Raw genomic sequence first — 13,343 nt, forward strand, 5'->3', positions numbered from 1 at the left:
GGCGGCCATTCATCTTTCCCGATGAGTGGCCGCCTTTCGCATTGTTTTATCCACCGTCTCTCACTAACAATGAACCATGACGGTCTACCTGAGATCCCTGGAAACTGCAGTCCCTCCGACTATCCTGATCCAGTCCGAAGCGCGGGAGGTTTTCGCAGCCCAGCCCGGGCTCACCAGGCTCGGCTCGAGGCTCGTCAATACCTGCTTCGACTCGGCAGCCATAGACACCCGGTACACCGCAGTTGACGAGCTGACAATGGAAATCCGCTCCGACAACCCCCAGTTCTTTGATCCCCGGACCGGTCTCCTGCTCCGGCCCAGCACCAAGGTCCGGAACGACATCTTCGCGCGGGAAGCGACCAAATTGTTTATCGAGGCAGCAGATGCTGCCCTGACTGCTTGCGCCGGTATCGGACCGGAGGACATCACCCACCTCGTGACAGTTTCCTGTACAGGATTCTTCAATCCCGGCCCTGACTACAAGATCGTCCGCGCCCTCGGCCTGAATCCCTCGGTCCAGCGGTACCACCTTGGTTTTATGGGATGCTATGCAGCATTTCCAGCACTCCGCGCAGCAAAGTCCTTCTGTGAAGCGGATCCGGAGGCCGCGGTCCTGGTGGTCTGCGCCGAGCTCTGCTCACTGCACGTGCGCACGTCCAACGATCCGGACACGATCATGGGATCAGCACTGTTTGCCGACGGCGCTGCAGGCGCGGTGGTGACCGCCCGGGACATTCCTGACGCCGAACCGCTCCTGCAGCTGGATCACTTTGAGACCGTTTTGACTCCGGTCGGCGAGGAATCCATGGCCTGGAACATCGGCGACGAGGGTTTCGAGATGGTCCTGGGAAACTACGTCCCACACATCATCGACGATCACATTATCGGCGCCCTGGAACCATTGCTGTCGCGCGAGGAATCTCTCCGCAACAAGCCCTACACGGACATCAGGCACTGGGGAATCCATCCTGGCGGCCGCAGCATTCTGGACAAGGTCCAAAGCCGGCTGCAGCTCAGCGATGAACAACTGATTCCTGCCCGCGAGACGTTGAGGAACTACGGAAACATGAGCAGCGCCACCGTGTTGTTTGTCCTCAAATACATTTTGGAACTACCGGAAGAACCGGGCGACGAACGGATTTGCTCCATGGCCTTCGGCCCCGGACTGACGGTGGAGACGGCCCTTTTCACCAAGATTTCGTCCCGCCCCAAGGCTTCAGCAGGGAATACTGCCGGAATGGCTACGGCATCGACTGAACTGCTCATGGAGGCGCCGCTGGATGCTCTCGCCCAGCCCTTCCGTGCCTGAGCCGGTGATGGCCTTGCTGCGGGAACGGGCGGTTGATGCCGTCGAGGAAATGGACGCAGACGATTGCGATCCGGTACGCCTTGAGAATACCTACGCACAGTTCGCCTTGGTTAACAGGCTGGTCTCGGGCTGGCGCAGGCTCTACCGGAAGCAGCTGCTGCCCCGGTTATCAGCTACCACTCCTACGACCCTCCTGGACATCGGGTGCGGAGGGGGCGACGTCCCCGTGTTGCTCGCGGCCTGGGCTGCCCGGGACGGCAAGCAGCTGCTGGTCACCGCGATCGATCCCGATGAGCGCGCCTACCGTTTTGCCGCTGGCCGCCCGGCAACAGCCGGCGTTACCTTCCGCCAGGCATCCTCCGCCGAGCTGGTTTCAGAAGGACTTACGTTCGACGTCGTGATCTCCAACCACGTCCTTCACCACGTTCCCTCGGCGGGACTCCAACAATTCTTGGCGGAGTCGGCGTCGTTATCCCGCGGATTTGTCATCCACAACGACCTTCGGCGCAGCCCGATCGCGTATGCCGTCTTCTCCGTGGCGGCCTTGCCACTGAGGCGTTCGTTCATCAGGCAGGACGGGCTCACATCCATCCGCCGCAGCTACACGCCCCAGGAACTGAACGCCGTCACTCCCCCGGGCTGGGTGGCCGAGCGGCGTTTTCCCTTCAGGACCGTCCTGCATTACAGGGTGCCGCAATTGCCCGAGGCACTGAACCCTTGATCGACGTTTTGATCGTTGGCGGAGGTCCTGTGGGCCTGTATCTGGCGTCCCTCTTGGTCAGCCAGGGGCTGGCGGTGCGGGTCTTTGAGCAACGACCGTCGCGGTCGCCGTTTTCGCGGGCCATCGGGATCCACCCGCCTGCGCTGGAAGCCCTTGACAGGATCGGCGTCGCCTCCCGGCTGGTGGCCTCGGGAGTTCAAATCCGCCACGGCGTCGCGATCGGAAACGGCAAACCGCTAGCCGGGATGTCCTTTGACGGGCTCTCCGGCCGCTTCCCCTTCGTCCTCTCCCTCCCGCAGGAACAGACGGAAGAAATACTGGAGCGCCGCCTCCGGGAACTGGATCCGGATGCCCTCCAGCGCGGCTCCACTGTGACCGGAATGCACGACGACGGACGGACCGTCACGCTGGACGTTGCCTCCGCTTCCGCATCCTCCGCGCAGACTTCAGTGCTCGCCGTCGCGGCCGACGGCGTCCGGTCCAGCATGCGGGATTTCCTGGGCGTTCCGTCGCGGCTGAAGACCTATCCCGACACCTACCTGATGGGCGATTTCAAGGACTCTACCGAATTCGGATCAGATGCTGTGTTGTTCCTTGCACCGAAGGGGATCGTCGAATCGTTCCCCCTGCCCGGCTCCCTCCGCCGCTGGGTGGCTAGAATGCCGGGTCTGCCGCCACAGGCAGGGGCTTTGATGTTGGCTGACTTGGTGTGTGAAAGAACGGGAATACGCATAGATCCCGAAACCAACAGCATGCTCAGCACCTTCGGCGTCCGGTCGCGACGAGCCGTGCGGCTGATCCATGGCAGAACAGCTTTGATCGGGGATGCCGCCCATGAGGTCAGTCCCATCGGCGGTCAGGGAATGAACCTGGGATGGCTTGATGCTGCAGCGCTCGCGCCTATCATCGTGGCGGCGATAAGAGGGCAGCCGGTGGCAACTGAGCTGCGTGCTTACGAAAGCTCACGATTGCGCGCCTCGGCTAAGGCCATGCGTCAGGCCGAGATCAATATGGCTCTGGGTCGCCCCGTGCCGCCGCTCCTGCTGGCCGCCAGAAATCGGATGCTGAGCTCTCTTGCGGGAATCCCGACAGTCAATGCCTGGGTTGCGCGGCGCTTTACCATGCACTGAAGATCCTGCCTGCGCTTAGGTTCAGCCGCCCGTGAAGTAGCAGTCGTAGCTGTCCTGGCTGAGGATCCGGCCGTCGCTGACCTCGAACACTGAGGTGGTCCTGGCCCTGATGACTTCTCCGGAGTCCCAGTGCGGAAGGTCCATCCGGAGCGTCGCTGACCAGTCCGCTTCGATGACCACGCGGCCGCCTTCGCAAGTGGTTCGGTTCACCTCGAAGCGCTGCCCGGCCACCACTTCCCCGCTGTTCTCTGCTCCTGACAGTACCGCCTCAAGGGTTTTGGTCGAACCGCGGGGTGCCAGCACATGCGGCGCTTCGACGAGGACAAAGTCATCCGCCAAAAATGGCCTGATGTCTTCTGCGCCGCCGCCTGATTCAAGCGCGCGGATAAAGCCGAGCACACACATTAAGGGGTCCAAAACCACGGGGTCCTTTTCTGTCATGAAACGACCTTAGCCGAATTGGGCATCTTCACCCCAGTCACCTTCGCTAGCCCGCAGAACTGCCAGCAGCGCCAGCCAGTGACGGGGCGTGGACCAACGGCCTAGACTTCAGGAATGAGCCGCGCACCGCTGACCTCACGACGCCGGTTCAAGTCCGCTCTTGCCTCTATCGTTGCCATGGCGATGCTCATGACGCTCGCCGCATGCAATTCTGGCCCTCGGCCCGAAGGCAGTCCCGATTCAGCCTCTGCGCCTGTGCCGCCATCGCCAACTCCCATAGGCGGGCTGCCGGCCATCAGCGCCCAAATCAACCAGTTCAGGGACAACTACGCCAGGCAAATCATCGAAATACAGCTCACGAACAACACTCCTGAACCCGTGACGGTTCTGGATGCCTCCCTCCGTAGCGGACTTTTCGGTGCCGCGATTACCTGGGATCCGTCCGCCGGTGGCATCGAGCTTCCGCCGAGGCAGACCAAAAGCCTTCCCGCGCAGCTCCCCGAGCCTGCCTGCACCGGCTTCGGTGAACCGACCGGAGGCCTGACAACGGTTCAGGGTGATAAACCACAGCTTCAGATCACCACTCAGCCGGCGATGCCAGGTCAAGCAACACTGGAGCCGACGGATCCACATGGTGTGTTGACCCGGAACAATGCGGAACGGTGTGTCAGTAAGGCTGCCGAGGCGATTGCGGAGTTCCGCCCGGTGCCCGAACTGGATGCTACTGAGAAAGGCGGCACCGCCGTCGTCCGTATCCTCATACTCCCCAAGCCGTCACCCCAAGGCAGCACTGGGAGTACCCAGGGCGGTGGGGACCCTGGCCCAGAACCGCGGAGCCTGACCATAGAGAAAATCGACGGGACACCGCTCATTGCTGAAGAACCTTCCCGGCCATGGCCGCGCGGAGTCAAGGTTCAGGAGGGCGGACCGGCTTCGGAGCTGCGCCTGGTTATCCGTCCGGCCCGGTGTGATCCCCATGCGGTGGCAGAGGACAAGGTAGGGACGTTGTTCCCGTTGCGGATAACCGTGGCCGGGCAGCAAGGAGTCTTAAAGGTAGACGCGGGTGCCGAGCTTCGGGGCCGAATCCACGATTTCGTCACCGCTACCTGCGGACCGCAGTAGGACTCAGCCGCATTAAGCTTTTCCTATGGCTTCAGTCCCCACTCCATCCAGTCCCGCCGAGATACAGGAGACGGTTCAATCCATCCTGGCTGCGGAGGGTCTCCCGCCCATCGTCCAGGTGGGGCATCCTGCACTGCGACAGTCCGCCGCCCGCTACGACGGACAGCTCACCGATGAGGAACTGGCTGGGCTGATCGACCTTATGCGCCGGGTCATGCATAACGCTCCTGGCGTCGGGCTCGCTGCCCCGCAGTTGGGGATCCCGCTACAGATTGCCGTGGCGGAAGACGCGTTCGACGTCGAGCCTGATGTTGCGGGCCTCCGCGAGCGGGCACCCCTGGACTTCCTGGTGCTGCTCAATCCCTCGTATATCGCCATAGGCGCAGGCCGGGCAGCGTTCTACGAAGGCTGTTTGTCCCTGAACGGCCTGCAGGCGGTGGTGTCCCGCCCGGACCGCGTTCAGCTGACTTACACCACTCCGGACGGGGCCGCCATGCAAGCAGAGTATGCCGGATGGCAGGCGCGGATCGTTCAGCACGAAACCGACCATCTCCACGGCACGCTCTATGTAGACAAGGCCGAGCTCCGGTCCCTCACCACGAACGAGGAATACGGTCTGCGCTGGATGGCGCCGGACATCAGCCGGGCCCGGCAGGAACTCGGGTTCCTGCCGGACTGATCAAGCCTTCACTGGGAGGTATTTCGCCCACCAGCGGAGGATGTGTTCGAAGCGTTGCTTGCGGTGGTGGGGCGTTCCGGATCGCGAAAGTTCATGGTTCTCCCCCGGGAAGACCAGGAACGCGGCCTCCACTCCCTGTTGCTTCAGTGCCGTGAAGTACCGCTGCCCCTGTTCCACCGGACACCGCAGGTCCTCCTCGCTGTGGATCACGAGCGTGGGGGTCCGCACGGCCGAAATGGTGGCCATCGGGCTCTGGGCAGCCATTTCCTCAGGCATTGGTCCGGTGTACTCGCCGCCGAAAAACCAGCCGATGTCAGAAGAGCCCACGAAGCTGACCGGGTCAAGGAATCCCCGTTCCACAATGGCCGCTTTGAAACGGTGATCCTGGCTGATGGTCCACGCGGTCAGGTACCCGCCGTAGGAGCCGCCCATAATTCCCAGCGCGGTGGAATCCAGTTCCTGGAACTTTTCCAATGCGCCGTCGAGGAATGCCAGGACGTCCTGCATATCCACGGTGCCCATCTTGCCCTTAATGGAACGCCCATGGGCCTGGCCGTAGCCGGCCGAGCCACGGGGATTGCACATCAGGACGGCGTATCCCGCCTCGGCGTACACCTGGGCTTCGTCGAACACTCCAACCGTGTACTGAGCGAAGGGCCCCCCGTGGATGTTGAGCAGCACCGGGTGGGGTCCCTTGCCTGGAGGCATGACAAGCCAGCCGTGCACCGGATGACCGTCCGGCGAAGTGAAGGTAAGCTCCCGGGGCTCGATGATGCCTGCTTCGGTCCGCAGCCGCGCCGAGAAGTCGGTGAGCAAGCGCAGTTGACCAGCCTCCAGGATGGCCACGTCACCGGTAGTGGCTGAATCCGCAAAAGTGACGAAGATCGAGCCTCCTCCCGATCCCGCTCCAACAACCACACGGTCCCCGTGGACAACGAGCGAGTGGTTGCCGGTGGCACCGAATTCCAGCAGTTCCACTGTGCCTTGGGCGTTGTTCAGGACGAGCACCGAATCGTCCCCATGGAGTTCGAGCAGCCCAGCGCCAGTATCCAGATCCATGTTCTCGACGTCACTCATGCAGATGGGGTCACCACCGCCCGAGGGCATCACGTACATGGCGGTGTTCCGGGCTACGAAGTCGAGGCCCGAGGTGCCGAGTTCCTGGGCCAGGTAAAAGAGCCACTTGCCGTCCCGGCTCTGCCGGACGCTGTGGACCGCCTGCCGCGGTCCCTCAGTTGGCTGCAGAGGAACGGGATCCTGTCCCCCCGCCGCGGGCAAGGAGTAGATACCGGTGGCCAGATCGCCGTCGCTTCCCTCGTGGAGTGCTGCCACAAAGAAGATGGTGCTTCCATCACTGCTGAACGTTGCACTTTCATGGTCAACCGCTGCCGCAGTCAGCTGCCGGGCGGTAGGCACTGTCTCGTCCTCCGGCACGTCGGGGGAATCCTTCGAAGCACGCGGATCCGTGGAATCTTTCCCCTGTCGAGCGGCACGGCCGGCGCGCACCACTTTGGGCTCGTCGTCAAGATCTGGGACGTGAACGAGAAACAACTGGAGGGGCTTATCAGCGGTGTAGCCCACGCCGTTCATCCGGTACTTGTAATCCGTGATCAACCGGGCGTCCTCGGCGGCGGACGAAACGCCGTCGACCGTTCCGTACCGGCCCTCCTCTGGAGTTCTGGCAGCGAAAACTATCCGATGCGAGTCAGGCGCCCAGGCGAAGTAGGAGACGCCAAGCTTCGCGTTGGTGATGACCTGCGGCTCTCCTCCGGCCGCGTCCACAACATGGAGTTGCGGTTTCCCGTCCGGAGACGCGCGGAGAAATGCGAGCACACGCCCGTCCGGAGAAAACGACGGCGACGTGTCACGGAACCCGCGTGTGAGTCTCCGCGGCAGTCTCTCGGGATTCCGGGAGATGCTCCAGAGCTGGCCCACATAGGTGTCAGCATCGAAGTCCGGACGGACAACGGACACGACCGCCCTCGTGCCGTCAGGATGAACGGTGGGGGCGGATACGGAATTCAGCAGAGGCAGGTGTTCTGGTTTCACCCTTGCGAGCCTAGTAGTTCGGGGGTCGGATGCGGAACAACTTAGTGGTGAGCCGGGCACTTAAGATGGGGCTATGCCTTCTGACACCGTCCATTTGCTGCTGTGCCCCGTTTGCCGGCAGGCACTCAGCTTCGGCGCCGGCGAACTGCGCACGCTGAAGTGCACTGCGGGTCACAGCTTTGATGCCGCCAGACAGGGATACTTCAATTTCCTGGTGGGCAAGGGGACTGCCTTCGAGGCAGACTCGGCCGACATGGTGGCCGCGCGCAGCGATTTTCTGTCCCACGGGCACTATGACGGGCTGGCCCTGGCCATCGCAGACACCGCCGCGCCGGCCCTCGCTGCCACCAACGCTGCTGTCCTCGACGCCGGCACCGGAACCGGACACTATTTGCGGGCGATTCTTGACAGGTTCCCGGCTTCAGCCATCGGCCTGGACATTTCCAAGTTCGCCTTGCGGCGCGCTGCCAGGTTGAATCCCGACGCCATCAACATTGTCTGCGATGTATGGCAGCCCCTTCCACTGGCGGATGGGGCAGTCGACGTCGTCACCGTCGTCTTCGCTCCACGCAACCCCGCCGAGTTTGCCCGGGTCCTGCGTCCTGGTGGGAGACTCATCGTGGTAACGCCCAGGCCTGGTCATCTGGCCGAAGTTGCGGGAACGACCGGAATGCTGGGGCTGGAGCCGGCCAAAGAGGAACGGCTGGCAGCATCCATGGACGGAGCGTTCATTGAACTGGCCACCCGGGAGTTGGACCTCGACTTGAGCCTTCCAGCGGTCGACGTCGTCAATCTCGCGTTGATGGGGCCGGCCGGGCACCATCTGGACCGATCGGCGCTTCCCGACCTGCTGGCTTCCCTGCCGTCCCGCACCAACGTTTCTGCCCGTTTCCGGATCACCGCTTTTGAACCCCGCCGCCCTTCCGTCCCAGGCTCTTGACCTCGAGTGTCCGAGATAACGACTTGGCCACTTTCCCGACCTCTCCTCCTGACCCTCCCCGCCCCCTCAGGCTTCCGACTACGATGGAAGCACAGTTACTGAGGGTCTGCTCCCGCAGGTCCCGGCGACGAAGGGGGAGCTACATGTTTGATTGGCTTGGCGAGAACTGGTGGGCGTTGTGGCTGACCGTATTTCTGGCGTTTGCCGTGGTGGAAATGCTCACCTTGGACCTTTTCTTCATTATGCTCGGCGGTGGCGCCCTTGCCGCCCTCGTTGCAGATTTTGCCGGCGCCGACCTCTGGTTGCAGATCATCGTCTTCTGCGTCGTGTCACTCCTCATGGTTGGCCTCGTCCGGCCCGTGGCGCTCAAACACCTCCATAAAGGTCCTGCAGAACAGAGGACCAATGTGGACCGCCTTATCGGGGAATCAGCGCTGGTCATGGAATCAGTCAGTTCCAACGGCGGCCTGGTCAAGATTGGAGGCGACGTGTGGAGTGCGCGCTCCAAGGACGGAGTTCTTGAGGCGGGCCAGCGCGTGGTGGTATCGGCCATCGAAGGAGCTACGGCAGTCGTCGTTCCCCAGCCGGAACCAGTACAGTAACTGCGCCGGCACGGCCGCCGGGCAGCAAGAAGGTGTGAACGGCGGGGCCTCCGCCAGGTGGCCGCGCTTGCGTACTCAGCTTGAATACAACTATTGGGGAATGAAGGAGATGCATGGATATCGCAGTCACGATCGTGCTGCTGGTTCTGATCGTATTCGTAATCATCGTGCTTGTACGCTCAGTACGAATCGTCCCGCAGGCGCGGGCAGGCGTAGTCGAACGGCTCGGAAAGTACCAGCGCACACTTAATCCGGGACTTACTATCCTGATCCCCTTCGTGGACAGGCTGCTGCCGCTCCTGGATCTCCGGGAACAAGTGGTTTCCTTCCCCCCGCAGCCCGTGATCACCGAAGACAACCTGGTGGTCTCGATCGACACCGTGGTCTATTTCCAGGTTACTGACCCGCGGGCTGCAACCTATGAGATTGCCAACTACATCCAGGCGGTCGAACAGCTGACCACCACCACGCTCCGTAACGTCGTCGGTGGTCTGAACCTCGAAGAGGCCCTGACGTCCCGCGACCAGATCAATGGTCAGTTGCGAGGCGTGCTGGACGAAGCCACCGGCCGCTGGGGCATCCGCGTTTCGCGCGTGGAACTGAAGGCGATTGATCCGCCCCACTCCATCCAGGATTCGATGGAGAAGCAGATGCGGGCCGAACGGGACCGGCGTGCGGCTATCCTCACCGCCGAGGGCACCAAGCAGTCGGCCATTCTCACCGCCGAGGGCCAGCGACAGGCAGCAATCCTCAAGGCAGAGGGCGACGCAAAGGCCGCCATTTTGCGCGCCGACGGTGAAGCCCAGGCGATCCAGAAGGTCTTCGACGCAATTCATAAGGGCAACCCGGATCAGAAGCTGCTGGCTTACCAGTACCTGCAGACGCTGCCGAAGTTGGCCGAAGGATCCTCGAACAAACTGTGGATCATTCCCAGCGAAGTTGGCGAGGCACTCAAGGGCATCGGTAACGCCCTGGGTGGGACAAACTCGGACTCCGAAGGCCTTTTCGGCGCGGGCGCTCCGGCAAAGCAAACCACTGAAAAACAGGCTGTGCAGGGGCCTTAGCCCATAAATAAGGGGAGTTGCCCGGAACAGGGCAACTCCTCCTATGTTTGATTTTTGCTTCGCTGTTTTTGCTTGGCTGTAGAAGAAACCGTATAATAGGATATTTGTCCGACCGGTTCAATAAGGCTGGAACAAGAATGCTGCGAAAAGCGTTGGAGTTAACGATGCAACGTAGTGCAAACCGTAGTCCGGGGGCTGTCACTTACCTCCGGCTAGCGCAGGGCCAGGCTCTGCGAACCGACCAAAGGGAGAAATCATGAGCGATCGCAGCCTGCGGGGCATGCGCCTCGGCGCACAAAGCATGGAGACGGAATCCGGTGTCGAGCCGGCTCCCCGCCAGCGGGTTGAGTACCGTTGCGAGGACGGCGAACAGGTCTTCGTCACCTTCTCCTCGGAAGCTGAAATCCCTCCGGTATGGGTGTCGAAAACGGGCAAGGAAGCTCTCCTGGTGGACGGCGAACGCCCCATCAACAGCAACGAAAAAGCCGTCCGGACCCACTGGGACATGCTCCTTGAGCGCCGGTCGCTTCCCGAGCTGGAACAGATCCTTGAGGACCGCCTGACGATTCTGCGTGAACGCCGTGGAGAACGCCGCTCAGCCTAAGGGCCGAACCGCACAGCGCACAAAAGAACCGAGCACATAAGAGAGCCGGGCTCCCTCATCGCTTACATGACGAGAGGCCCGGCTTTTTTGTGTCTTAATACCGCCTGGCAGCTTAAGCTGCGGAGCTCTTCCCGGAGGTGAGTTTCTGCCACCGAGCGGCGAGGCCCCAGCGCGTGACATTGATCATGGCTTCAACCACAATGTTCCCGCTCATCTTCGAGTCCCCGAGCTCGCGCTCCACGAACGTGATGGGACGCTCAACAATCGTGAGTCCCAGCTTTGCAACGCGCCAGGCAAGGTCCACCTGGAAGCCGTAGCCAACCGAGGCCACCTCTTCGAGGTTGAGCTTTTCAAGGGTGGTGCGGCGGAAGGCGCGGAAGCCGCCGGTGACGTCCTTGATCTTCAATCCCAGCATGAGCCGCGCATAAGTGCTCCCGACGCGCGAAATGGCCTGCCGGTACAGCGGCCAGTTAACTACGCTTCCGCCAGGAACCCAGCGGGACCCCATGGCCAGATCGGCACCCTGCTCCAGGGCCTCCAGCAATTGCGGAAGTTGCTCCGGCTGGTGGGAGCCGTCAGCGTCCATCTCTACGAGAACGTCATAACCCGCCTCAAGTCCCCATTTGAACCCAGCGATGTAGGCCGCTCCGAGTCCTGCCTTGCCCTGGCGATGCAGGACATGGATCTGGGAATCCTCTGCGGCCAGGCCATCCGCCAGCTGTCCGGTGCCGTCAGGGCTGTTGTCGTCAACAACCAATACATCCGATGCGGGGACTGCGGTCCTGAGGCGGCCGATTGTCTTCGGCAGGGATTCCAGCTCATTGTAGGTGGGGATGATCGTGAGGACACGCACAGCGAGGCCTTTCCTTGGTGGAAGCGGTCAGAGCGCACAGACCAGGCGAAAAGCCGAGCTGCAGGCGCAACTTTCTATTATAGGGCGTCCAAAGTGGGGTGGGTTCCTGCAACAGCGGCTAGCCGCGGAGGCTGTCCTGCGAATAAAGCTCCTTGCCATCGCGGACCGTCTGGAGACATATGGGGCTGGCCCCGGTGTCCAGGGCCGGCAGGAGCGGTGTTCTTGCCCGGGGATCCGTGCTCCAGGACTGCACCCGGCCGTCGGCAACCTGGACCATCAGTTCCTCAACCTCCCAGACTGCAAAGCTCGCCGGTGCCCCGGGTACCAGCTGACCAGCCATCGGATTGGAGTATTTCGCGGCCCGCCAGCCCGCCCGGGTGTGCCCCAGGAATGCTGCCCGCGCCGAAATCCGCTGTTCCGGATTGCTGTGCTCCAGGCAGGCCCGCACGCTTTCCCAGGGCCGAAGCGGTGTCACCGGGCTGTCACTGCCGAAGCACACAGGCACTCCGGCCGCATAGAGGGAGGCGAAAGGATTCATGGTGAGGCGGCGTGTACCGAGCCGTTCCTGGTACAGGCCTCCCTCAGCGCCCCACGCCGCATCGAAAGCCGGCTGGGCGCTGACAGTGACGGAGTGACGGGCCAGTCTCTCGATAGCCGATGAGTCAGCCATTTCCACGTGTTCAAGCCGGTGTCCCGCCGCCCGGATGCGCTGATCGCCTACCTCCGCAGCAGCCTGGTCGAATGCTTCCAGCACAGCGTCCAGTCCGGCGTCGCCGATTACATGGAAGCCGGCCTGAATTCCCAGCAGCGAACAGGCTGCGACGTGCGCAGCCGCCTGGTCCACAGAAAGGTATCTGGTGCCCCGCTCCCCCGTTGCGTCGCTGTAATCCGCGCGAAGGGCGGCCGTCCTGGACCCGATGGAACCGTCAATGTTCAGATCCCCGGCAAGCCCCCGGACGGGAACTCCTAGCCCATCAAGTATGGCCCGTGCATCCCCTTCGGATTCGGCGAGCTCGCCGCGGTAGGCGAGAATCTCGGGAAAATCCTGGCCGGAGGCCGCGTTCCAGCCCACTGCCTGCTGCAGGTCCAGCACCGTGCCGATATGGGGGGCGGACATTTCGGCGAGGGCCACGTAGCCGTTGGCTGCGGCTTCGGAAAGAGCTCGGCGCTGGAACTCCCGAATCTGTTCGGCGGGGAATTGGCGGGCTGCCAAGCGGGCGGCTGAATGGTCCCCGCGCTTCACTTGGCTGTCGGTGCCTGCTTCCGCAGTGTCCGGGGATGACAAGTTGGCCGCAGCTGCCAGGGATGAGGAGACCAGCGCCGAATGGGCGTCCACCCTGGCCAGGTAAACCGGTCTGCCCCCGGAGGCCCGCTCCAGTTCTTCCCGGCTGGGGAGAGTCCCATCAGGCCAGGCACTCTCATCCCAGCCATGCCCCATGACAGTTCCAGTGCCACCCCAGCCCGCCACCGCGTCGAGCAGTTCCCCTGCCGAACGAACGCCGTCCAGCCGGAGCGAGCCCAGGGCAATCCCCGTCTCTGTGAGGTGGACATGTGAGTCGACAAAACCCGGCGCAACCAGCGCGCCCCTAAGGTCAATGACCTCCATGGAATCGTCAGCTATGGAGGAAGCTGCCTGCTCAGAGCCAACCCAGGCCACGGTTCCTTCGTCCACGAGCATCGCAGTCGCAAATGGATCAGCAGCGGTATAGACGGAGCCGTTGCGGTACAACGTCACCCGCCTCTGGGCCTGCTTGTCTTTTGCCGGCCCTTGGGACGAGGAGCCAGACGATGAGTCAGACATGGATGAACTACTCCTGAACCTGGTAGTG

The 13,343-nt window shown here is 62.5% G+C and carries 13 protein-coding genes; 9 read left to right on the forward strand and 4 right to left on the reverse strand.

Features of this window, described 5'->3' with window-relative positions; translation table 11 throughout:
* Window positions 1–76: 76 nt before the first annotated feature.
* Genes MU551_RS02180 through MU551_RS02190 form a run of 3 tightly spaced genes read left to right on the forward strand, consistent with a single transcriptional unit; the run spans window position 77 to window position 3,160 of the window.
* Window positions 77–1,309, forward strand: a complete 1,233-nt coding sequence (locus tag MU551_RS02180) for a type III polyketide synthase (protein ID WP_247040490.1) — start codon at window positions 77–79, stop codon at window positions 1,307–1,309.
* The gene (locus MU551_RS02185; protein WP_247040491.1) at window positions 1,281–2,030 is read left to right on the forward strand and encodes a class I SAM-dependent methyltransferase; all 750 of its coding nucleotides are present in this window, start codon (window positions 1,281–1,283) and stop codon (window positions 2,028–2,030) included. Before MU551_RS02180 ends, MU551_RS02185 begins: the two co-directional genes overlap by 29 nt.
* Window positions 2,027–3,160 (forward strand): FAD-dependent oxidoreductase, encoded by a 1,134-nt coding sequence (locus MU551_RS02190; RefSeq protein WP_247040492.1) that lies wholly within the window; start codon window positions 2,027–2,029, stop codon window positions 3,158–3,160. Before MU551_RS02185 ends, MU551_RS02190 begins: the two co-directional genes overlap by 4 nt.
* Before the next feature lie 21 nt (window positions 3,161–3,181).
* Here MU551_RS02190 and MU551_RS02195 read toward each other — a convergent pair whose 3' ends face one another.
* Window positions 3,182–3,601 carry a nuclear transport factor 2 family protein gene (locus MU551_RS02195; protein WP_247040493.1) on the reverse strand — a complete coding sequence of 140 codons (420 nt, stop codon included), beginning with the start codon at window positions 3,599–3,601 and terminating at the stop codon, window positions 3,182–3,184.
* 114 nt (window positions 3,602–3,715) lie between these two features.
* On the opposite strand from MU551_RS02195, the gene MU551_RS02200 reads away from it, so the two are divergent.
* The gene (locus MU551_RS02200; RefSeq protein ID WP_247040494.1) at window positions 3,716–4,723 is read left to right on the forward strand and encodes a putative periplasmic lipoprotein; all 1,008 of its coding nucleotides are present in this window, start codon (window positions 3,716–3,718) and stop codon (window positions 4,721–4,723) included.
* A 25-nt stretch (window positions 4,724–4,748) separates the two neighbouring features.
* Window positions 4,749–5,402, forward strand: coding sequence for a peptide deformylase (locus tag MU551_RS02205; protein ID WP_247040495.1), 654 nt, complete (start codon window positions 4,749–4,751; stop codon window positions 5,400–5,402).
* Here the strand turns inward: MU551_RS02205 and MU551_RS02210 are convergent, their stop codons facing one another.
* On the reverse strand, window positions 5,403–7,451 hold the full coding sequence (locus tag MU551_RS02210) for a S9 family peptidase (protein ID WP_247040496.1): 2,049 nt from the start codon (window positions 7,449–7,451) through the stop codon (window positions 5,403–5,405).
* Between the two features lie 73 nt (window positions 7,452–7,524).
* On the opposite strand from MU551_RS02210, the gene MU551_RS02215 reads away from it, so the two are divergent.
* The 4 genes from MU551_RS02215 (at window position 7,525) to MU551_RS02230 (ending at window position 10,661) form a co-directional block, all read left to right on the forward strand.
* Window positions 7,525–8,391: a methyltransferase domain-containing protein gene (locus MU551_RS02215; RefSeq protein ID WP_247040497.1), complete on the forward strand. Its 867-nt coding sequence runs from the start codon at window positions 7,525–7,527 to the stop codon at window positions 8,389–8,391.
* A 143-nt stretch (window positions 8,392–8,534) separates the two neighbouring features.
* Window positions 8,535–8,993 (forward strand): NfeD family protein, encoded by a 459-nt coding sequence (locus MU551_RS02220; protein WP_247040498.1) that lies wholly within the window; start codon window positions 8,535–8,537, stop codon window positions 8,991–8,993.
* A gap of 113 nt (window positions 8,994–9,106) precedes the next feature.
* Window positions 9,107–10,057: an SPFH domain-containing protein gene (locus MU551_RS02225; protein ID WP_247040499.1), complete on the forward strand. Its 951-nt coding sequence runs from the start codon at window positions 9,107–9,109 to the stop codon at window positions 10,055–10,057.
* A 256-nt stretch (window positions 10,058–10,313) separates the two neighbouring features.
* The gene (locus MU551_RS02230) at window positions 10,314–10,661 is read left to right on the forward strand and encodes an RNA polymerase-binding protein RbpA (protein WP_011692034.1); all 348 of its coding nucleotides are present in this window, start codon (window positions 10,314–10,316) and stop codon (window positions 10,659–10,661) included.
* A 112-nt stretch (window positions 10,662–10,773) separates the two neighbouring features.
* Here MU551_RS02230 and MU551_RS02235 read toward each other — a convergent pair whose 3' ends face one another.
* Together MU551_RS02235 and MU551_RS02240 are read right to left on the reverse strand one after the other, a co-directional pair.
* Entirely contained in the window at window positions 10,774–11,514 is a 741-nt protein-coding gene (locus tag MU551_RS02235) for a polyprenol monophosphomannose synthase (RefSeq protein ID WP_247040500.1), read from the reverse strand.
* A 118-nt stretch (window positions 11,515–11,632) separates the two neighbouring features.
* Window positions 11,633–13,315, reverse strand: a complete 1,683-nt coding sequence (locus tag MU551_RS02240) for an amidohydrolase (RefSeq protein ID WP_247040501.1) — start codon at window positions 13,313–13,315, stop codon at window positions 11,633–11,635.
* Between the last annotated feature and the right edge of the window lie 28 nt (window positions 13,316–13,343).

The organism is Arthrobacter rhizosphaerae (genome assembly GCF_023062595.1).
Lineage (GTDB): Bacteria > Actinomycetota > Actinomycetes > Actinomycetales > Micrococcaceae > Arthrobacter > Arthrobacter rhizosphaerae.